We start from the raw sequence: 21,894 nt of genomic DNA on the forward strand, positions 1-21,894 counted from the left end.
CTTCCTCACCAGTTGTCCCGCATCGGAATCGACTCAACCGATCCAGTTGCCAGCGCGAGTGCCGCCGCAGCGGACAATGCACTGCTGTAACTATCCGCATCCGCGTTCTTCGCCGCCAGCAATTGATTCTGCGCAAGCAGCGCGTCGGTGACCGAGCCGACACCGTGCCGGTACGCGTCGAATGCGGCGTCATACGTTGTCTGCGCCGCAACAAGCAGTTCTTTGGCGGCAGCCTGCGCGGCAAGACTGGTCTGCAGCGTATTCTGCGCAGTAACGATTTGCCGAACCGCTTCTTCGCGGCTTCGGGTAAGACGCGTTGACGCGCTGTCGGCATCGTTGCGGGCCTGCGCGAGTACCGCCGATCGCAAGCCGCCGTCGTACAGCGGAATTGTCACGCCGACGATTACGCTGCCGCCGTAGCGGCCGCCGCTCAGGTTTACCGTCGGCAGTTGCTGACCGATGGCCGGCACCGCCGAAATCGACGAACTACCTGTGTTGTACGCGCCTGTCGCGGAGATGAACACTTTCGGCATGAAGTCCGATTCGGCAGCTTTCACTTTCGCCAGATTGACGCGCTCGGCCGCATAGGCGCTCAACACGTCCGGGCGGCGGGCGATGGCGGTCGACACGATCCGCTCGATCGAGTCGCTCGCCGGCGCCGGCAATGTATGCGCCGGCATCTCCGCGATCCTGGGTTGCGACAATGGCGAAATCCCCATCGCGGAGATCAGCGCGAGATAACTGTTGCTTTCGGCGCCCTGGGCCTGAATGAGCGCGAGCTTGGCCTGCGCGCGATTCTGGTTGGCCTGCGCCACTTCGATGACCGTGCCGATGCCATGCTTGTAGCGCGACTGTGCCGCGGCCAGGATCGCGTCGGCGTTGTCGAGGCCTTGTCGCGTGGTGGCGATGCGGGCGTGCGCGGCCTGGTACGCGTAGAACGCGATGCTGACGTCGAAAATCACCTGCTGGTGGACCGCGGTGAAGCCGATGTTCGCCATTACCGATGCCTGCGACGCGGCCTCGACGCGCGCGGCGCGTCCGCCGAAATCGAACAGCAGCCATTGCAGCGATAGCACCGAGGTCATGCCATGACCTGTGGCGCTCGCCGAGGAATCGCCGAGCACGGATGAGCTCGAATCATGAACGCCGGCGTACTGCCCCATCGCCGCGACCGACAGTTGCGGCAGATAGGCGCTCTTGGCGATGCCGGCCGCGAGCGCCACATTGCGCGCGTCGTTCCAGGCGATGCGGGTCAGCGGATTCGCCGATTCCGCCAGATCGATCAGTTCGGGTAGCCCGTATGCATGCGCCTGCTCCAGGGCTGGCGGAGGCGGCACGGCGGCGAGCGCGGGATTCGCGGGTAGCGGGTAGCCGCGTGGGGATGCAGTCGAAGTCGCGGAGTTAGCCGAGCTAGCCGAAGCCGAAGCCGAAGCCGAAGCTGCGGGCCCAGGCACAATGGCACCGGCCGCGTCCGTCTGCGGTTGCCACGGACGGTCGGGGCTGTCCGGCGCCATGTCAAGGGCCGACGTGGCGCATCCGGCCAAACCCGCCGCGGCCAGGATCGCCAGTGCGGAGGAGGGGTTAAGCCGGCGCATGAGTTGTGAGTTCCTTCGCCGTGTCATTCGACGCAGCGTGTTCGAGTTGAGTGAGGCGTGCATTGCCGAGGTCCAGCAAAGCGGCGCATGCGTCGTCGTCGGATGCCGCGTCCGGCAAAGCCGCATTTGGTGCGACCGGCAAAGCTGTGCCCGGCACAACCGGCAAAGCAGAGTTCGGCACAACCGGCAAAGCAGGGTCCTGCGCGGTGGGCAAAGCAGTATCCGGCACAACCGGCAAGGGTGGCCCCTGCGTGGCGAGCAAAGCCGCAGCCTCTGCGGCCGCAGCAGCGGTTTCGGCTGGCGGCAGCGGCAGCCCGCCCATGACCCGTTTAAACCAGCCGTCGACCGCTGCATCGCCCGGGCGTCGTTCGGCGAGCAGGAACATCGGCCCTTCGAGTGCATCGAGCTTGGCCAGTGCGCTGCGGCGTTCGGCGATCCACTGCGGTTCGGGGCGAACCCACGACGGCTCGTAATGCATCAGCGCGAGGTCCTGTTGCAGCGCGCCGCACTGAGCCATGACGCTCGCGGCCTGCGCCCGGCGCGTGCCGACGTGGGGGAGCGTCGTCAGCCGCTCCCACTGCTGCCGCAGCGCGGCAATCCCAGTGTCGACACGCGCGGCCACGCTGACCGGCCACACGCGCGTGAAAACCAGATAGACGACCACGTTGCCGATCAAAATCCCGATCGTGCGATCCCGCGCGAGCGTCAGATCGTAGCCAGGCGCCGCGCCTTGCAGCACGCACATGAAAAACACCAGGGCGATCTGGAAGCCGGCATAAGCGATACGCGGCGAACCGAAAGCGATCCACGCCGACAGCCACGCACCGACCAGCACGAGCGCCATCAATCCGGCGACGGAGGTCAGCACCGGCGTCACGAAGATGATTGCCGCGGTACCCAGAACCGCACCCACCAGACACCCGGCGATCCGCAGCGTCATTTTCTCGACGGTCTCGGCAGTGGTGCCGAGTGACACCATGTAGACCGTGATAAAGCAGGTGTGGATACCCGGCCAGTTGATCTGCGAATAAAGCAGATAGCAGAACATCGCCGCCGCGGTGGTCTTCAACGCGTAGCGGATGTGGTCGGGATTGCTGAAGGCGTCCGGAAGGAAGAAGCCGCCGCGCTTGCCGGCGGATGCGGGCGTGGTCTTCGCTTCGACTTGAGCCTGGGTTCGTGTTTCGGCTGGCGCGCCGGTTGCGGCTTTGCTTTCACCTTCGACCACGGCAAAGCGAACGATCGCATCATGCAGATCCTCGACGACGATCCGCGCGAGCGGCTTCAGATCCGCCACGTTAGGCAGACTGAGTTCGATGTCGACCGGATAACCACCTGCCTCGAGCATCTGCGCCATGTTCTCCAGCGTCTCGGCAATAGGCCCGGCGAACGATGCCGGCAGCCGGCCCGACGGTTCTCGCGCGGCCAGCTCGGCCGCGACCAGGATCGCCAGTGTTGATGAAACGGCTTGCCGCAGCGGGGCAACATCGGCACGCACCGACGATCCGTCGACGACGGAGAGCTTGAGCCACGTTCCGATTTGCTCGTCCCCCTCGCGCAGGCATGCGCCGAGCGCGCCGTCCGTTGCCCCGGGTTCGGTCAGGCTGCGGGCCGCGATTCGCAAGCGCTTTGCCAACTCGCACCCGGCGAGCTTCCGCGGCGATGGCGCCATTAACAGGTTGACGCAGATCGAGACACCGATCGGAATCGCGACCATCAGCCAGGCGTAGAGCAGGGCGCGCGTCGCCACTTCGCCGAACGGGACGTTGCCGAGCTCGTCGAGCGCAAAGCCGACGATCATCGCGATGATCGCGCCGACCGGCCGCAACTTGCTCGCCGACGTCACGAACAGCAGCCCGAGCGACAGCCCCGCGATACACGCAACCCGCCAGAGCGGATCGTCGAGCGCGAACATGGCCACCCCCATGACCAGTGCGATGATCACCGTGACCAGCACCAGCAATCCTGCACCGAGCACGACGCTCAGCACACGGTCGGGCCGGTTCAAAAAGAACACGACATAGGCGGAAATCGCGGCTTCGGGCGTGCCGTACGCGCTCGTCACGAACGCCGTCAGCGCGCAGATCAGCGCGATGCGGGTCGCCATCGCCGCTCGCCCCGGATAGGGGGCAAGCAGCTTCAGGATGTCGGCGGGGCCCGGTCGGGCAAGATCACCGGCAGGCGGCGCCATGCCGGACCTCGACTATCGCACTCGCACCGATCCGGACGAGCCGGGCCGCCGGCTCGTCGAGACGCACGCGCACGGGAAAGCGCTGGGCAACCCGCACCCAGTTCACGGACTGCTGGACGATCGGCAAGGTGCGCGGCAGATTGATACGGTCGGAATCCGCAACGCCCGCGCCGATGCCGACCACCTTGCCGTGAATCGCCTGGCTCCGGTCGATCATGGAATAGACGGTTGCGCAATCACCCGGCTGGATCCGCGCGAGCGCGCCCTCCCGGAAGTTGGCGACGGCGAACCATTCATCCGCGTGGACGAGCGTGAAGATCGACTGATGCGGCGCGACCGTCTCGCCCGCCAGCACCGACAGGCCCGTGACAAAGCCATTCTGCGACGCGCGCACGATGGTGTCGTCGAGGCCGCGCTGCGCGAGCGCGAGGGCGGCCTCGCGCGCGTGCACCGTGGCGACGGCGCCTGCCTCGTCGCCGATCGTCTGTGCGCTCGCCTGCTTCTGCTCCTGCGCCTGCTTGAGCGACAACGCGGCATCGTGCTGCGCGACTTGCGCTTGATCCAGTTGCTGGACCGGCACGTAGCCCTTCGCCACGAGCGGCGTGAGCCGCTGTACCGTGCGCGACGCCAGTTCGTAGTTGTGTGCCGCTTTGCCGGTCTGGTCACCGGCGATGACCGCATTGGCGCGCTCACCGACAATCGACCTGCGCCGCGTTTCGAGCGCCGCGCGGGCCACTTCGAGGTCGGCCTGGGCTTGCGCGAGCGCGAGCCGATAAGGCACGGGATCGATCTCGAAGAGCACGTCGCCCTTTGCGACACGCTGGTTCTCCTCCACCGGGAGCGTGATGATCCGGCCGCCGACCGGTGACGCGACATGCACGACGTCGGCATCGATCGTTGCGTCGTCCGTCGACGGGAAGCGGGTTGTCCGGTCATAACCGTACCAGACCGCCGCGAGGCCAAGCGCGACGATCACGCCCGCGATGACACGGCCTTTGAAGGGGGCTTTGCGCAAGCCGGCGTTTTTCATAAGAGCTGTCCTGTTCCCGAAAGCCAGAAGAGCACGGCGACCGTCAGACCGATGGCCACGCAGACAGAGAGCTGCAACGGGACGATCTGCGCCCACCCCGTGGAAACGAATATCCGATGGGCAATCAGCGCGCCAACGAGTCCGACCACCGCGCTCAACAGCCAGAGCGGAAAATATGCGCCGAAGATTTCATACGACGGCGCACCGTGCAGCGTACATCCCTGCAAGGTCAGGCTCAGGGCAGCGACGGCCGGAAGATACCGCATGCGGTGCACGATCGAGGTGCGGGCGGTAGAGTGATTGGGCTTGAACGGCATTGCGGCGTCGCGAGGTGGATGCATACGTTATGGGAGCAACGACATCACGGGCACTTTACCAGTGCGGCAGTTTCCTTTCGACGTTTTCCGTTCCCGTACCCGTTCATTCATATCTGGATCGTCGATAATAAAAATGGATACTGATGGTTGAAATGAACGCGCGCCGAAAGCGCTCAGTAATGCGTGGCCCCTATCAGTCCGTCCGTGACGAATATTGAATGCCGTGTGCAAACAGGAGAATACATTGCCATCAACGAGTCTGCGCCTCTACGCCGATGCTCAATTCGCAAGTCCCTATGCCATGTCTGCCTTCGTGGCACTTCACGAAAAGGGCTTGCCGTTTGAGCTTTCAACGGTCGACTTGAGCAAGCATGCAAACCGCGAACCCGGCTATGCCGCCAGTTCGCTCACGCAGCGTGTGCCTACGCTGGTTCACGACGACTTCGCTTTGTCCGAGTCGTCCGCCATAACCGAATATGTCGACGAAGTTTTCCCTGGCACGCCGTTGTATCCGGCAGATCAGCGCCATCGCGCGCGAGCACGTCAAGTCCAGGCCTGGTTGCGTAGCGATCTGATGCCGATCAGACAGGAGCGTTCCACCGAGGTCGTGTTTTACGGGGCTTGCGCGGCACCCCTTTCTGATGCAGCACGTGCTGCGGCTGGGAAACTGTTCTCAGCCTGCGAGACACTCCTCGCCGGCAACGCGTTGTACCTCTTTGATGAGTGGTGTATCGCAGACGTGGACCTCGCGCTCATGCTCAACCGTCTCGTTCTGAACGGTGACTCTGTGCCGCCCACATTGGCCAACTACGCGAGGCGCCAGTGGCAACGGCCGTCTGTTCAACTTTGGGTCGACCTGAATCGGCCGCCGCTCTGAAGGCCTTTGAACCGGCGGCGAGCGGTCTGACATTTCTCTTTGTGCTGACGTGCTGGCCGGGATGCAGTGTCAGCGCCGGGCGCACCCGCTCCACTACTTTTGCAGAACAGCTCTCCGAGCCTGACGTCGCAAATAGATATTGTTGAAAATCAGTGCGGCTCCAGTCGTGCACGCGCCTGCGATTTGCCAATGTCCCGGAACTACGCCGGTCAGCGAAGACACGACGAAAGTCGTGACGGGTAACACGTCCATGAACAGGACGCCGTTGAGCGGGGTGAGAATCCTGTTACCCATGTTCCAGAACAGGATCGCGATGAAGCCGGCGATTGGGCCCATATAGAGCAGGTGAGGGACGATCGCGCGCAATGCAGTTGCGGATGGCACGGGTACAGCGTGAAGCGCGAACAGCAATACGTTGAGGCTGATGATCGTGGTGAGTCCGAGCCACGTGGTCATCGTCGTGTATTTGAGTGCGGACCAGCTCTTGAAGTGAGACGCGCCAAAGGTGTATATCACCCAGCACAATGCGCCGAGAACAATCAGGGCGTTTGCAGAATAGTGCTGCGGTTCGCGCAGAACGGCAGCGACATTCCCTTTTGTCACCACGAGCGAGACGCCGGCGAATGACATCAGGATGAACAGAAACGAATAGAACGGCGGGCGGCGTTTGCGCACGATCGCGTTCACGAGCAGGCCCATCATGGGCTGAGTTGCCATCATGATCGATGCAGTCAGTGCGCCTTCGCGCCCGGCCAGTTGCTGCCCCAGAAAGACGAAAGATCCGAATCCGCAAAAGCCGACCGACCCGAGCAGCCAGGCCAATGCAAGCGATTCTCCATTTGCCTTCAGCGCTCCCTTTCCTTCTTTTATCTTCAGCAGGACAAGAAACGCTGTGCCGGCGATCAGATACCTAAGCGACGTAAACGTGAATGGGTCGATATACACGAGGGCGCTCGTCATCACTGGAAACATGATGCCCATCAATATTGTTGCCAGCACGCAAAACACCACACCTTTCCAGTAGCTACCGCGGATCGACTGCGCAACCAGACCGACAGACTGGCTGTCACGACTGGACGCCGGCACGGCAGAAAATTCGAGGGACTTATTCATGAATGATCGTTCCAAAAATACGCAAAATTTTTTAGACTAGCGCGCGCATCGTCATGTCGACGATCGACACCAGTTCGTTCTTGCTGACATTTACTTTTCCCAGCACGCGCAAGCCCTGGACCATGCAGAGCAGGAAGTTGCCGACAGACTGCTCGTCGAGCTCAGCGTTGAATTCCCCCGCCTGCTGGCCGCGGACCACGGCGGCTACGAGATGAGAGGCGATACGTCTCAATGTGGTTTCGATATGGGGACGCAAAGCCTCGTCATCCGGCAACATTTCGATGGCTGCGTTCGTGATGAGGCACCCGTGGCGTCCCGATAGCTTGCTGGCGACCTGGGTGTAATGAAGCAAAGCCTCCCGAAGTGCTTCGCGCGGCGGCAGATCGACGGCCAGCCGTTCTTTCAGGCGAGCAATCGCACCCTCGGCGTAACGATCGAATGCGGCGACGAGAAGCCCGTGCTTATCGCCAAACGTGCTGTAGAGGCTGGCGCGGAAAAGGCCTGTCGCCTGACATAGCGATTCAATCGACGTTGCATGGTAGCCCTGCTCCCAGAATACTTTGCCGGCAATCCCGGTGACTTCGTCAAGATCGAATTCACGCGGCCGCCCACGCTCGGACGGCGGGGTGGAAGGGCGGGTAGAAGCAGGGTGTCGTCTCATGGTGAACGAATATTAAGACTGATCGTTCTTAAATTCAAGAGATTTCGCTGGGGAGAAAGCGGCGTGTGGCTTTGCTGGAACGCAAAGGATCTTTCATGATGTGAAGCATTGCCAATGCGCCGGTGTCCGTCCCGACGCAAGGCGCCTGATTTAACTACCGTCTCCAATGAGCCATCGGTAGTAAGCGTTGCCTGGGTCAGTGCGTAAGACATTGCCGATGTCCTCTGCCCACGCCTCGCGATCGCCCTTATAGGCGTCCAGTCCGGCTGAATAGAAGCTCTGTAGTGCGCTGCGCGAGTTCTCCATGGCGGCGCGGAACGCGTCGTCGGCGCCCTGCAACGGCGGCGCTGTGTGAAGTGCCAGCAGGTGTGTCAACGTCGCCGGGAAGGCGTCGTGACGAACCCACGTGGCGTATTCGATACGCGGTTGATCGTCCGTGACCGGCCGGGCGTCCGCGGCGTAGTACTCGAGACCGGCGCGGTCGGTGATCCAGGTGGCCAGCAACGCTGCGGGCGATGCAATGCCGACTTCGCGCAGCGCCGCAGCGACCTGCGGTTGCGCAAAGCGTGCCTCGATCCGCGGCACGTCCAGTTCGAGCGGCTGCATTGAACCGACCAGCATCATTTCGTGCAACTCGGTAGTCCACAACGCGGCGTGCGGAAACACCTGGATGAAGCTCTGGATCAGCGAGCGCGTGTCCTCTTCATTCTGCGTCGGCAACGGCAGCCATTGCGCGACGATGCCGCCTTGCTGCAGGCGCGACGCCGCGAGGCGGTAGAAGTCCGACGAGTACAGATTGACGACCCCTGCGGCCGACGGCGGTGGCGGTTCGAGCGTGATCAGGTCGTAGCGCCCGGCATTGCGCAGCAGTTCGCGCCGGCCGTCACGCATCCGGATGTCCATGCGCGCGTCGGTACTCATGTTGTAGTTGCCCTTGAACTGCGGCGCGGCACGCACGACGGCCGGCAACAGTTCGGCGACCGCGCGGTGTTCCAGCCCGGGCCAGGTCAGCAACGCGCCGCCCGTAATGCCGGTACCGAGCCCGATCACCAGTGCCGTGCGCGGCGTCTCGCGGTGGATGATCAGAGGCAACAGGGCTTGCAGGCGCATATATCGCAGCGACGCCATCGTGTCTCCGGAGTTGGAGACACCCTGGATATAGAGCCGCCGGAACTGTCGCTGGCCGGCGTTCTGTTCGACGACCGCCACCGTGCCGCCCGCACTCTCTTCGTAGAAGGTCAGATTACCGCCGCGCGATTCGGCGAGCAAAGTGGCGAGCCGGTTGGACGGCGTCACGAATACGGCGATGAGCGTCAGCAACGCAAGGACCGGCACTCCCCAGCGCGCGAACGGCCGCACGTCCGAGCCGCGCAACACGGCGATCAGACTCACTGCGCCCGCGAGGATGGCGAGTGCCGCGAGGGTGTGGATGAGGCCTAGTTCCGGTACGAGCACGAAGCCCGTCAGCAGCGTGCCGGCGATCCCGCCAGCAGTATTGAGCGCAACCACAGCACCGACGTCGTGCCCCGTATGCCGGTTGTCCACGTTAAGACGCAACGCGAAGGGGAACGCTGCCCCCAACAGCAGGGTAGGAACGAAGACGATGCACACGGCCGCCACCGCGAAGCCTGCGCACATGGCTGACAAAAGACTGCCGGTAGCGCCGAGCGCGGCTTCTCGAGCGAAACTTTGCCATTGCGGCAGCCAGTTGCCCAGAACGGCAATCTCCAGCAGCGCGACCAGTCCGGCCGACACGATCAGCACGGCGAACACGCCCCACGGATCTCGTGCCCGGTCAGCGTAGCGCGATACCAGCGCGCTACCGAGCGCGAGGCCCAGGAGATAGGTGGCGAGCACCACAGCGAAGGCAAAACTGCGGGTGCTGATGAATTGCACGATCACCTGCGACCACACCACCTCGTAACCGAGCGCGACGCCGCCCGCGATCGCGTAGAGCACGAGCGCAAGGCGGGCCTTCGAGGTACGCGCGGCGCGTGCGGTGTCGGCTGGGGCGGGGGCGTCGTGCGCGGTCCGCACGGCAGCAGCCGGGGGCGACACGTCGTGCGGGACGTTCGCTTTAGACTGGCCCGAAGCGATGGCCGGTGAAGGCGATCCCACTGCCGGCGCGAAGGCCTGCTGTGTGCGTCCGAGCAGTACGGCGACCAGCGCCGCGCCGGCATTCAACGCGGCGGCGGCGCAGGCGCTGCCCAGCACGCCGAGCCATGGGATCAGGACAAAACTCGCGGCCAGCGTGCCGGCAATCGCGCCGGCCGTATTGGCGGCATAGAGACGGGCGCCGGAGCGGCCCATATGGGCGGCAGCGGGGCACAGCGCGCGCATCAGCACGGGCAGCGTGCCGCCCATCAGTACAGCGGGCAGGCCGACCAGGACGAAGGGTAGCGCCCAGGCCAGCAATCCGATCCGATCTTGCAGCGAGGCGAATGGCGCCGCAGCATGCGGCAGCATCCACGTGCTGGCGAGTGCCAGTACCAGCACGCCGGCTTCGAGCAGCGCGTACAGGCGCAAGGGGCGCACAAGCCGGTCGGCCAGCCTGCCGAAGATCCAGCCGCCTAGTGCGAGGCCAGCAAAAAAAGCGCTGACACCGGTGGTGATGGCTTGCACCTCGACGCCGACCACCAGCGCGAGCTGTTTGATCCACAGGACCTGGTAAATCAGTGATGCCGCGCCCGAGGCGAGCAGAAGCAGCAGCGGCCAGGCGATCGGCAAGCTTGGGCTGTCGACTTCTTTCTGGGGCTCGTGCGAGTGTGCATCGTCGTGACGCTGTGCGCGTTCATGTGCGCGGCGCTCACGGCGTGAGCTTTTGGCACGGTTGGCCAGCGTTTGGGTCATGGGATGAGTTGCGCCGGGATGGTGTGAACTGAACCGAATTGAAGTGATCTGGATCGGTTCGACGCGGCTGCGCGCGACCGAAAAGTTGCGCCCACCGGTTAAAGCCGGCGGGCGCAACCGCACTACGTCTTACTCGAGTCCGCGCTTCTTGAAGGACTCGTCGATCTTCTTGTCGACCTGCTTGCGCACGCCATCCACGCTGAAGCTCGCGGGCCGCTGGCTCGGCGGATAGCTGACGAAGGTCTCCAGGAACGTCGACGCCTTCATCGTGGCGATGCCGTTCAGGTAAACATTCTTCGTGACCCAGTCGTTGTACTGATCCGAAGTGATGTCCGCCCGTTCATAAGGATCCATGCGCAGGTTGAACAGCTTCGGCAGACGCAGGCAGATAAGCGGGTCCTGCCAGATATTCAGATTGCCTTTCGCGCGCTGCTCGCAGAACACGGCCTTCCAGGCGTTGCCGTCCTGATCCCAGCGCATGGCCACCAGATCGCCGTCATCGTCGAAATAGTAGAACTCGGTGCGAGGATCCTTGGTCGTCTGTCCTGTCAGGAACGGTAGCTGGTTGTATCCATCGAGGTGATTCTTGAAGCTCGCACCGCCCGCTTTAGGCGCCCATCCCTTCAGGAGCCGGTCCTTGACGCCAGTGTCACCGGCGGCCGCAAGCAGCGTGGGGAACCAGTCGAGCCCCGAGAACATCTCGTTGGACGTTGTGCCCGGCTTGATATGGCCTGGCCATCGCACCATCGCCGGCACCCGGAACGCACCTTCCCAGTTGGAGTCCTTTTCGCTGCGGAACGGCGTGGTTGCCGCATCGGGCCACGTGAACGCATTCGGCCCGTTATCGGTCGTGTAGACGACGATCGTGTTCTTGGAGATATTCAGATCGTCGAGCAGTTTGAGCAATTTGCCGACGTCCTGATCGTGCTCCCACATGCCGTCGGCATATTCGTTGCCGGGCATGCCGCTCTTGCCTCTGAATTCAGGCCGCACGTGCGTGAAGACGTGCATGCGCGTGTAGTTCATCCAGACGAAGAAGGGCGTGCCGTTCTTGACCTGCTTGCGGATGAATTCTTCCGCGTGAGCGCCGGTTTCGTCGTCGATGGTCTCCATGCGTTTGGCCGTGAGCGGGCCGGTGTCCTGAACCTTGCCGTCCGAGGTGCTATGAATCACGCCGCGCGGCGAGAAGTTCTTCACGTACGGGTCGTTCTTGTCCTTCGGCCAGTACGGACGCTCGGGTTCTTCCTCGGCGTTCAGGTGGTACAGGTTGCCGTAGAACTCGTCGAAACCGTGATTGGTCGGCAGGTACTCGTTCTTGTCGCCAAGGTGATTCTTGCCGAACTGGCCGGTCGCATAGCCGAGCGGTTTGAGCGCCTGGGCGATCGTGATGTCGGTCTTCTGCAGGCCGACCGGTGCGCCAGGCGCGCCGACCTTGGAGAGCCCGGTACGTAGCGGCGTCTGCCCGGTGATGAAGGACGAACGCCCCGCCGTACAGCTGTTCTCGGCGTAGTAGTCCGTAAAGATCATCCCTTCGTTTGCAACGCGATCGATGTTCGGCGTCTTGTAGCCCACCACGCCACGCGTGTACGCACTGATATTCGCCTGTCCGATATCGTCGCCGAAAATCACGAGAATATTGGGTTTCGACGAGGCTTTGGCGGCCGGCTGTGGTGGTGGCGCTTTGGTGGCCGGTGCCGCCGCTGGTTTGGCGGGCGCTTGAGTCTGCGCCGGCGCGTTGATGGATGGAAGAATCAATGCGGCGAACGTGGCGAGGGCGATGACTGTCGCCCCGGCTGCGTAGCGCCCCTTTCGCAGGAACATTCTCATCGTGTCGCTCCAGTGGAGTTGACTTCGGTTCACCCGTTGCGCGTTCCTTGCGCGCCGGGTTGCCTCGTAGCGGCCGCAATTTGCACGCGGCTCGCGCTCTCCCGCATCCGCCTACTGCTTCGGTGCGGGATAGATGGTTTGCCAGTCGTCTTTCATGCTGACCACGGTCCAGCCGTCGGCGATCGCTTCGTCCCAGGCCTTGTCGAGCTTGCCGATCTTCGAGGTGCGGTCATAGGCGAATTCGCGTACTGCGTCGTCGTGATGCACCAGCAAGGCGAGGTGCGGGCCGCTGCCGGACGCGGTGTACTGCAGCATCTGCTGATCGCCGTCCGAATTGCCGAACGCGAGAATCGGCTTGCGGCCGATGTTCCGATAGATGCCGACCGGTTTGCCGGGACCGTCGTCGACGAAATCGATTTTCGGCTGGCGCACCAGCGTGCCCTGACCATCATGCATCTGGTACTGCACGACCTGGCTTGAGCCGATTACCTGCTCGGGTGGAATGCCATACGCCTTCTCGGCCCACGGACGCATGAATTCGATGGTGCCGCCCGACACGATGAAGGTCTTGAAGCCGTTGGCGCGGAGATAGGCGAGCAACTCCAGTTGCGGTTGATAGACGAGTTCGGTATAGGGACGATTGAATTTTGGATGCCGGGCGCTGGCCAGCCAGTCGCGGATGGTCTTGTCGTACTCGTCCACGGTCATGCCGCTATTGGCGGCGGCGACCAGTTGCAGCACCTGTTTCTGCTGGCTTGCCAGTGCGCCATAGTCTTTGGCCACCAACGCCTTGAAGGCCGGATTTTTCTTCCACTCGGGATGCTTCGGTGCTGCGGCTTTCACCTGGTCGAGCATGAAGGCGAACTGGAAGTACAGCGGCTGTTCGCTCCATAGCGTGCCGTCGTTGTCGAACACGGCAATGCGTTCGGCTGGCGGCACGTAGTTCGGCGAGCCTTCGCGGGTGACATCGGCGACGAATTTCTGGATCGTCTGCTTTGCCGGTCCGTCACGCCAGGATGGCAGCGCGGCGGTCGAGTTGGCCGCTGGTGGTGATACGTTCGCGGCGCTACCAGGCGTCGTGCAACCGGCGCTACATAGCGCGGCACTGAGCGCGACCACGGCGACACCGAACACCGACCTGAACGCAGGACGGATCGAACCCGCGACACGCACCGACCCGCTCGGTTGACAGCTTGATTGCATTCGACCTCCATTCCGATTGCACACATCCAGGATTCGCAAGCGCAGAATCCCAGGCGAAACCGTTACAGCTCAAAGGTATGGAGCGCGCTAACCGCCATCGGCGCTGGCGGCGCGGGCCGATGCCTGACGTGCTAGTGGTTGCTTCCAGGTGTCTTCGTCCATCACGAGGCGAAAGCCGAGATGCGACATGCTGTTGTAGGGGTCGGTGCCGCGCCGCGCGCTGGGGCGGTAGCTCAGGCAGTAGGCTTCATTGCAGAGGAACGAGCCGCCGCGTGTCACCCGCTTGGGTGCGTCTACGGGTACGCCCTGGTCGGCCGGGTCCCACGAATCGCGTGGACCGATCGGGTTGTCGATCGTGGCGTGCTCACCGCTTCACGGCGGAACTGGTCGGCGCGATACCAGTCGGCCACCCACTGCCACGCATTGCCGGTCATGTCGGAGAGTCCATAACCGTTCGCCGGAAAGGTGCCGACCGGACTCGTGCCGAGTGCGCCACCCGCCTTGGGGCTGACCACAGGGAATGCCTGCGGCTCCTGACCTTGCCAGACGTTGGCCATCTGCTTGCCGTTCGGTGCGAACTGATTGCCCCACGCGTAAGTGGCCTGTTCGAGCCCGCCGCGGGCGGCGAATTCCCATTCGGCTTCGGTGGGCAAGCGTTTGCCGGCCCATTTCGCATAGGCCTGCGCATCTTCGTAGGACACTTGAACCACCGGGTGATCGTCTTTGCCGATGATGTTGCTGTCCGGTCCGGTGGGGTGACGCCAGTTCGCGCCGGGCACATAGCGCCACCACTGCGAATAGTCTTCCAGCGGCACCGGATGATTCGTGCCGACGAATACCATCGCGCCTGCCACCATCGCGCTGTCAGGCGGACGCGGCGTGTCAGGCGGCAACTGCACCCTCAGGGTGTCCCAATCTGGTTTCTTCTCGGCGGTCGTGACATAGCCGGTTGCTTCGACGAATTTGCGGAATTCGGCATTGGTCACGTGATGACGGTCCATCCAGAAACCGTGCACGCGTACCTTGTGGGCGGGACGCTCGTTGGGCTGTGCCTGCTTCGAATCGCTGCCCATCAGGAACTGGCCGCCAGGAACCCAGGCCATGCCAAGTGGGCCATGCGTTCCGTCGCCGTAGACGACTTGCGGATGGGGTTGGCTATGTGAAGTAACGGCCCAACTGACTGCCGCGCCGACGCATGCGGGAAGCATAACGAGAAGCGCGCCCCATAGGAGCAGCTTGCGATAACGCATGGCGGGCGCCGGGATTGCGGCGGACGCGCCTTTAGACCGGGCAGCCGTTTCCGTGCCACGTTTTCCTGAACTCATCATCTCTTCTCTCAGGCAGGTGAAGCTGCTGGCCCTTTAGCAAATGTGGCCAGTTCTCAGTGGCACAGAAGAAGCTTAGCGATACGAATGATAAATTATGCTGGTAGCAGATACCCCGAATGCAGTTTCTGCAAACGTCAGACGGAGGCTAACAATTTTTCAAATACATTTCACGCTTTTTTTACTTATCGGCGAAACTTTGACGAAATAGCGAGCGTGCATTAACGTATCTGGCGGCGAGCATTGGCATCCAGGTTGGTCTACCGTTCAATGATTGGGGAAATCAAGAGCTATGCGCGAAACGATCCTGCGCTTCGAATCGAGTGTCAACGAAGCGATAGTGGGCCAGCAAGCCGTTGTCCGGCAGGTACTGATAGCACTGCTGGCAGACGGTCACGTGCTGCTCGAGAGCCTGCCTGGACTTGCCAAAACCCGTACTGTCAAAGCCATTGCCACACGTCTCGCCGCCACCATGAGCCGCATTCAGTTCACCCCCGATCTGTTGCCGTCCGACATCACCGGCGCCGAAACACTGCTGCAAAGCGGCACGGAACGTACGCTCAGTTTTCAGCCCGGGCCGATCTTCGGCAATCTGATTCTTGCCGATGAAATTAACCGCGCGCCTGCCAAGGTTCAATCCGCACTATTGGAGGCAATGGAAGAGCGGCAGATTTCCGTAGCAGGTAAAACGCATAAGATGCCGGATCTGTTCCTTGTCATGGCAACGCAGAATCCGATTGAACAGGAAGGTACTTATCCTTTGCCTGAAGCGCAAATGGACCGTTTTCTTCTTAAAGTGCTAATTACTTATCCATCACCGCAAAGCGAGATTGACATGTTGCGGTTGCTGCGGCGCGAAAGCAGTGAGGTTGGCGGCGCGCCCAGCGTCCTCTCGCAAGATGTCATTTTCGCGGTGCGTGAAGAAATCAGGCAAATCACGGTCGCTCCGGCGGTAGACGACTATATTGTGTCGCTCGTTAATGCCTCGCGGCATGGTAAGGACCTCGACGCGGACCTCGGCAAATGGATCGAAATCGGCGCGAGTCCGCGCGGGTCGATCGGCCTCGACCGGGCGAGCCGCGTGCAGGCCTGGCTGCAGGATCGGAAATTCGTCACGCCCGACGATGTGCGCGCCGTCGTTCACCCGGTATTGCGGCATCGGCTGATACTTTCTTATGACGCCAATGCCGAGAATATCGGTGCCGACGCCGTGGTCGACCGGCTCATCGAAAAGGTTGCCGTGCCGGCCTGACTCATAGTGCAATACACATCGTCGCATCGACGCGGGGGATCGCCGTGGTCATGACGTCCGAATCCGAGAACGCTGCAATCGGTCGCGTGTATGTCGACGCGGCGCATCTGGCGAAGCTCGAGTTTCATGCCCGCGGGCTGAGCTTTATCGCACCCGCGCCGGTGTCGAGCGTGCTCTCAGGCAGCCACGCGTCGCGGTTGCGCGGGCGCGGGCTCAATTTCGAAGAGATTCGCGCTTATCTGCCCGGTGACGATGTCCGTCACATCGACTGGAAGGTCTCGCTGCGTCTCGGCAAGCCGCAGATTCGCGCCTATACCGAAGAGCGTGACCGGCCGCTGCTGGTGGTTGTCGATCAACGCATGAGCATGTTTTTTGGGTCGCGGCGCGCCTTCAAGTCGGTCGTGGCCGCCGAAGTGGCTGCGCTTGCCGTGTGGATGGGTTTCACCGCCGGCGACCGCGTCGGCGGCGTGCTGTTCAACGATAACCGGATCGTACGGGTGAGGCCATTGCGCAGCCGCAGCCGCATCAAGGTCCTGTTCGGCGCACTCGCTGGGATGAACCGCGCGCTGCATGCAGATAGCGAAGCACGTACTGACTACGCTCAACTGAACGCTGCGCTCGAAGGGGTGCTTCAGTTAGCCGGTCACGACTACCTGATCTGCATCATCAGCGATTTTGCCGGTGCGAACGAACGCACGCAGCGCCTGTTGCGGCAGTTGTCTGCGCACAACGACGTCGTCGCGGCAATGATCTTCGATCCCTTGTGGCAGCACATGCCCGAACACCGCGCGCTGGTGGTCAGCGAAGGGCATCTGCAGGTGGAGCTGCGTATCGAGCAGGAGCGGGTTCGCGCGCCGCTATCGAGCCTGTTCAGTGGCCGCACCGCCGAGGTGGCGGAGTTGCTGCGCTCAAGCGGCGTACCGCTGATGGCGCTCTCGACGGCAGAGCCGACGGTCGAGCAGGTGCGGCGGCTCTTCGGCCAGCGCGCGCGACCTGGCACGGGGAGCGGTCTATGAGCCGTGCGTTGCCCGTTCCACCCGATTCGTCAGGACAGCTCAAGCCGTTGCAGGAGTTGCCATTGCCTGAGGCTGTGTCGTACGCACCACATACGATCGGCTGGGTGTTCGTTGCCGTCGTGCTGCTGGCGGCGCTTGGCGTGGCGATCTGGTTTGGCCGGCGCCGCCACGAGAAGCAGCGCTACCGGCGGGCCGCGCTCATCGAACTGGAGAGCATCGAAGCCAGTCTCGCGTCCACCCACGCGGACCGTGAGCAACGCGCGAATGCGCTCGCCGCCGTACCGCGCCTGATCAAGCGCACCGCGCTCGTGATCGCGCCGCGCGAGCAGGTCGCTGCGCTGACCGGCGGCGAGTGGCTCGCGTTTTTGCAACGTACGCGCGGCCGCTTCGACGCCAGAAGCGGGGCGCTCCTCGCCCTCGCGAGCTATGCACCGCCCGAGGTGGTTGCCGGGGTTTCCGACAGCGACGCGGCAGCGCTCATCGGCCATACACGCGACTGGATCGAACATCATCATGTGGAAGTTTGATTTCCCGTGGCTGTTCGCGCTGCTGCCTCTGCCTCTTTTCGTGTGGTGGCTGGTACCGGCCTATCGCACCAGGGCTTCCGCGGTGCGTATGCCGTTTTTTCATGAAATGGCGCAGGCCGCCGGCGAAAAGCCGGCACCCGGCGGCGTGCGGTTGCGCCGTAACTGGCTGCAACGTCTGCTGCTGCCCTTGCTGTGGGTGTTGCTGGTGATCGCTGCGGCCAAGCCGGTCTATGTCGAAGCGCCGATCGTACGCGAAGAGCCGGCGCGCGATCTGATGCTCGCCATCGACCTGTCGGGCTCGATGGCAACGCGTGATTTCGTCGATGCCGCCGGTGTTCGGATGGACCGGTTGACTGCGGTCAAACGGGTGGTGTCCGATTTCATCGCGAAGCGTAAGGGTGACCGCCTCGGCCTTGTCGTGTTCGGTGACGCCGCCTATCCGCAGGCACCCCTCACGCTCGATCACGCCGCCGTGCAGGTACTGCTCGACCAGATGCTGATCGGCATGGCGGGGCCGCGTACCGCCATTGGCGACGCGATCGGCCTGACGGTCAAGCTGATGGCAAACTCGCCGGCGCCGGAGAAGGTGCTGATCTTGCTGACCGACGGCAATGACACCAGCAGCGCCATTCCACCTGAGCGCGCTGCTGAAATCGCCAAAGACCATAAATTGGTGATCCATACCATTGGAATAGGCGATCCGGATACGACTGGCGAGGACAAGGTCGATCTCGATGCGCTCGCGCGCATTTCAAGCATTACCGGAGGCCGTGCGTTTCGCGCACTCGGCCGGCAGCAGGACCTGGCCGATGTCTATGCCACGCTCGACAAACTCACGCCCGAGAAAGTGAAGCGCGAAATCTACCGGCCGCAGCGTGATTTCTACTGGGTGCCGGCCGGGTTGGCGGTGGTGATTTTCGCGCTCTACCACGTGCTGGCGCTGCTGATTGCGGTGCTGCGCGCGCCGCGTCGCGAGCGACCTCCGGAACGCGTGGCTATTGCGGAGGTGCGTCGTGGAAATTGATCTGACGGCCTTCCATTTTCTGCGGCCAGGATGGTTGCTGCTGCTGATTCCCGCGGTGTTGTTGCCGCTCGTCTGGTTTCGCCGCAACAGTGTGCGGGCGCGTTGGCGCAACGTCATCGATCCGATGTTGCTGGAACATCTGATCGTTGGCGATACGAAGCGTCGCGTGATTCAGCCGGTTCACACGCTGGCTCTGCTGCTGGGCATCGGCGCGCTTGCCGCGGCGGGCCCGAGCTGGCAGCAGGAGCGTCCGCCGTTCAATCAGGACAAGGCGCCGCTCGTCGTCGTACTTGAACTGGCTCATTCGATGGACGCAACCGATGTCGCGCCCACGCGGCTGGAACGTGCCAAACAGAAGGTGCTCGACCTGGCGAGGGCGCGCAAAGGCGCGCGCACCGGGCTGGTGGTGTTCGCCTCGACGGGTCACCTTGTGGTGCCGCCCACTGAGGACCCGGCCATGCTCGAACTCTACGTGCCGGCGCTTTCGCCCTCGCTGATGCCGCGCGACGGGAAGAACGCGACCGCCGGACTCGATGCGGCCGAACGGCTTCTGGCGAACGATCCCGCTGCGGGCACGATCGTTTTCATGAGCGACGGCTTCGATACGAATCAGACCGACGCTTTCGTGCAAAAGGCCAAGTCGCTGCGGCATCAACTGCTGTGGCTTGCGGTCGGCACGGAAAACGGCGGCCCGATACGTGGCCCTGACGGCATGATCGCGATGGACTCTGAAGGCCGCCCGCTGATGGGTACCTTCGATGCCGATGCGATCCGCAAAGTAGCGGATGAAGCCGGTATTCCGCTCGCCAGCATGCGGGTGGACGATGACGACGTGGTGTGGGTCCAGCATCGTGCGCAGGCTTACCTCGCGCAAGAGGAGGAGTCGAAGATCGTGCCGCGCTGGAAGGAAACAGGCTACTGGCTCGTCCTTCCGTTACTGCTGCTCGCGCTGTGGAGTTTCCGGCGCGGCTGGACCGTGAAGTGGCTGCCTGTGGTTCTGATCTCGCTGGCCTTCAGCGCGATTCCCCGTCACGCACAGGCCGCCGAGTGGCACTGGATCGACCTGTTCGCCACGCACGATCAGCAGGGCCGCTGGAATTTCGAGCACGGCGATTATAGGACCGCCGCACAGCGCTTCGACGATCCGATGTGGAAGGGGCGCGCGCAATATCTCGCGGGCGACTATACCGGCGCCCTGGAAAGTTTTTCGCGTCTGAAAACGGCGCAGGCGTATTTCTACATGGGCAATACGCTCGCGCATCTCGACGACTACGCCGCCGCCATCAAGGCGTATGACAACGCGCTCAAACTTCAGCCCGTGCTGCCCGAGGCCGCCACCAATCGGGACTTCCTGCAGCGACTGCTGGCAAAAGACAAGCAGGATGAGATGGACCCGGAGGAAGATCCGCCCGATCAGGTGGAGACGGACAAAAAGAAAGGGCGGGGCACGTCGACCGTGATCGAGGGCGCACCGCGTCCGAGCGAAGAACTCTGGATGCGCAATCTGAATACGTCGCCGGCCGTGTTTTTGCAGCAGCGCTTTGAACAGGAATCCGATGCAAAGGGAGCGGGCACGCCATGACAGCGGTTTTCCTGCGGTTTCTGCTTGTCATCGCGTGGCTTGGCGCGGCTTGCGTTTCGACACCGGCGTTCGCCGACCCCGCGCCGCGGACCATGGTTCGCGCACATCTCGAACCCGCCGGGCCGGTTGTAGCGGGCAGCGAGGTCAAACTTGTCGTCGACCTGCTGACGACCACCTGGTTTACCGAGGCGCCGAATTGGCCGCTCTTCACCATCGCCGATGCGATCGTGAGCCTGCCGGACGAACAGGCCGACAACCTTTCTGAGGACATCGGCGGTGTGCGCTGGTTCGGCGTGAGCCGGGCCTATCGCATTGCGCCTCAGGCAGGCAAGACCTATGACATCCCGCCTTTTGCGATCACCGTCTTTCCGGGTGGCATGAGCACCCCGGTGCAGGTCATGACCCCCGCGCTTAAACTCGTGACGACTTTGCCGCCGGGTGCGCAGGACATGGCAGTATTCTTTCCGACTCCAAAGCTCACGGCCACGCAAGAAATCGAACCGTCGAATCAGCACCTTCGAGTAGGGGATTCGATTACGCGCACCATTACGCAGAGCGCGGCCGGCACCGAATCGATGATGATTCCGCCGGTGAATCTGGGCGAGGTCGACGGATTGAAGCGCTACGCCAAACCGTCCACGACCCGCAATATCGTGCAGGACAGGGTGGGACTGGTCGCGGGCGAGCGAACTGACAGCGTGACCTACATTGCCGATCACAGCGGCCGGTTCAAACTGCCGCCCGTGACGATCGACTGGTGGAACACGAAGACGCAAAAGAAAGAGACGATCGCGTTGCCGGGTGTGACGTTTTCCGCGGCCACCGTGCGCGAGAAACCTCTCTTTGAAATCCCTGCCGATGTGATGAGCCAGGGTCTTCCGCACAGAATCATTGTGATTCACAGCGGACAGTTGATAGCCGGCTGTGCGATCGCGCTGGGCCTTCTCGTGGTGGTGTGGGCACGTGGGCGCATCGCAATGTTCCTGCGGCGCGCAAAACATCAGGTAGATGACGCGCGAAAACGATGGCTCGAAAGCGAAGCGGTAGCGTGGCGCGGGCTATGTGCGGTTGCGCGTAAGGGCGAATGGTCGCGCACCATTCCGGCTTTGTATCGCTGGATGGACCGGAGCGGGGACTTCGGACACCCGGCACGGCTGGAGAATCTCCCTCGCGCAGAGGACCCGAAGGTAGCGGAGCTGGCCGACGCGGTGACCGTGCATTTTGCCGAAGGTGTTGCGCGCGACTTTCACTGGAAGGATGCGGAAACCGCATTGCGACGCGCCTGGAAAAAGAGAAGATTGCAGCAGCAGGAAAGGGCGCCACTTCCGCCGCTCAATGAAGCGTGATTCGCGTGCCGCTGTGCGTCAGGTAATTGTCAGCGGCCACACTTGAGGCGTATCAGACCCATCTTGATGAAAATCCTGGCAGCGCTTACCTGCGCCAGCCTGCATACTTGCGGCGAGGCCCGGACGCCGGGCGCTGTGATTGAAACCTGAAGGAGACAACA

16 protein-coding genes and 1 pseudogene are annotated in these 21,894 nt (G+C 62.8%); 7 read left to right on the forward strand and 10 right to left on the reverse strand.

The window, feature by feature from the left end:
- Positions 1–5 precede the first annotated feature (5 nt).
- Genes ACUN0E_RS09920 through ACUN0E_RS09935 form a run of 4 tightly spaced genes read right to left on the reverse strand, consistent with a single transcriptional unit; the run spans position 6 to position 5,079 of the window.
- A complete protein-coding gene (locus ACUN0E_RS09920) occupies positions 6–1,595 on the reverse strand; it encodes a TolC family protein (RefSeq protein WP_445566466.1) in 1,590 nt (529 codons plus the stop codon).
- Positions 1,582–3,783, reverse strand: coding sequence for an FUSC family protein (locus ACUN0E_RS09925; RefSeq protein WP_445566467.1), 2,202 nt, complete (start codon positions 3,781–3,783; stop codon positions 1,582–1,584). The genes ACUN0E_RS09920 and ACUN0E_RS09925 overlap by 14 nt, the downstream gene beginning before the upstream one ends.
- Positions 3,764–4,813, reverse strand: coding sequence for a multidrug transporter subunit MdtN (gene mdtN, locus ACUN0E_RS09930; protein WP_445566468.1), 1,050 nt, complete (start codon positions 4,811–4,813; stop codon positions 3,764–3,766). Before mdtN ends, ACUN0E_RS09925 begins: the two co-directional genes overlap by 20 nt.
- Positions 4,810–5,079 (reverse strand): YtcA family lipoprotein, encoded by a 270-nt coding sequence (locus ACUN0E_RS09935; protein WP_445570412.1) that lies wholly within the window; start codon positions 5,077–5,079, stop codon positions 4,810–4,812. Before ACUN0E_RS09935 ends, mdtN begins: the two co-directional genes overlap by 4 nt.
- 295 nt (positions 5,080–5,374) lie before the next feature.
- Here ACUN0E_RS09935 and yfcF point away from each other — a divergent pair, with 295 nt between their 5' ends.
- Positions 5,375–6,007: a glutathione transferase gene (gene yfcF / locus ACUN0E_RS09940; RefSeq protein WP_445566469.1), complete on the forward strand. Its 633-nt coding sequence runs from the start codon at positions 5,375–5,377 to the stop codon at positions 6,005–6,007.
- 93 nt (positions 6,008–6,100) lie between these two features.
- Here the strand turns inward: yfcF and ACUN0E_RS09945 are convergent, their stop codons facing one another.
- From ACUN0E_RS09945 to ACUN0E_RS09970, 6 genes and pseudogenes are all read right to left on the reverse strand, one after another.
- Complete coding sequence (locus ACUN0E_RS09945) at positions 6,101–7,120, reverse strand: DMT family transporter (protein ID WP_445566470.1); 1,020 nt, start codon at positions 7,118–7,120, stop codon at positions 6,101–6,103.
- A gap of 31 nt (positions 7,121–7,151) precedes the next feature.
- The gene (locus ACUN0E_RS09950; protein WP_408227769.1) at positions 7,152–7,781 is read right to left on the reverse strand and encodes a TetR/AcrR family transcriptional regulator; all 630 of its coding nucleotides are present in this window, start codon (positions 7,779–7,781) and stop codon (positions 7,152–7,154) included.
- A gap of 150 nt (positions 7,782–7,931) precedes the next feature.
- Positions 7,932–10,631, reverse strand: a complete 2,700-nt coding sequence (locus tag ACUN0E_RS09955; RefSeq protein WP_445566471.1) for a fused MFS/spermidine synthase — start codon at positions 10,629–10,631, stop codon at positions 7,932–7,934.
- Positions 10,632–10,760: 129 nt separating this feature from the next.
- Positions 10,761–12,458 (reverse strand): arylsulfatase, encoded by a 1,698-nt coding sequence (locus ACUN0E_RS09960; RefSeq protein WP_408338944.1) that lies wholly within the window; start codon positions 12,456–12,458, stop codon positions 10,761–10,763.
- A gap of 111 nt (positions 12,459–12,569) precedes the next feature.
- Positions 12,570–13,661, reverse strand: coding sequence for an HAD family hydrolase (locus ACUN0E_RS09965; protein ID WP_408227777.1), 1,092 nt, complete (start codon positions 13,659–13,661; stop codon positions 12,570–12,572).
- Positions 13,662–13,748: 87 nt separating this feature from the next.
- A pseudogene (locus tag ACUN0E_RS09970) lies at positions 13,749–14,911 on the reverse strand (formylglycine-generating enzyme family protein).
- 367 nt (positions 14,912–15,278) lie between these two features.
- Here ACUN0E_RS09970 and ACUN0E_RS09975 point away from each other — a divergent pair.
- From ACUN0E_RS09975 to ACUN0E_RS10000, 6 genes are read left to right on the forward strand one after another with little or no spacing between them, the layout of a single operon-like run.
- The gene (locus ACUN0E_RS09975) at positions 15,279–16,238 is read left to right on the forward strand and encodes an AAA family ATPase (RefSeq protein ID WP_445566472.1); all 960 of its coding nucleotides are present in this window, start codon (positions 15,279–15,281) and stop codon (positions 16,236–16,238) included.
- A 50-nt stretch (positions 16,239–16,288) separates the two neighbouring features.
- On the forward strand, positions 16,289–17,254 hold the full coding sequence (locus ACUN0E_RS09980; protein ID WP_408338948.1) for a DUF58 domain-containing protein: 966 nt from the start codon (positions 16,289–16,291) through the stop codon (positions 17,252–17,254).
- Complete coding sequence (locus tag ACUN0E_RS09985) at positions 17,251–17,781, forward strand: DUF4381 domain-containing protein (RefSeq protein WP_445566473.1); 531 nt, start codon at positions 17,251–17,253, stop codon at positions 17,779–17,781. Before ACUN0E_RS09980 ends, ACUN0E_RS09985 begins: the two co-directional genes overlap by 4 nt.
- Positions 17,768–18,805, forward strand: a complete 1,038-nt coding sequence (locus ACUN0E_RS09990) for a vWA domain-containing protein (RefSeq protein ID WP_445566474.1) — start codon at positions 17,768–17,770, stop codon at positions 18,803–18,805. Before ACUN0E_RS09985 ends, ACUN0E_RS09990 begins: the two co-directional genes overlap by 14 nt.
- Positions 18,795–20,387, forward strand: coding sequence for a vWA domain-containing protein (locus ACUN0E_RS09995; RefSeq protein ID WP_445566475.1), 1,593 nt, complete (start codon positions 18,795–18,797; stop codon positions 20,385–20,387). The genes ACUN0E_RS09990 and ACUN0E_RS09995 overlap by 11 nt, the downstream gene beginning before the upstream one ends.
- Complete coding sequence (locus ACUN0E_RS10000) at positions 20,384–21,733, forward strand: hypothetical protein (protein WP_445566476.1); 1,350 nt, start codon at positions 20,384–20,386, stop codon at positions 21,731–21,733. Before ACUN0E_RS09995 ends, ACUN0E_RS10000 begins: the two co-directional genes overlap by 4 nt.
- Positions 21,734–21,894 lie beyond the last annotated feature (161 nt).

This window comes from Paraburkholderia sp. D1E, from assembly GCF_052682275.1.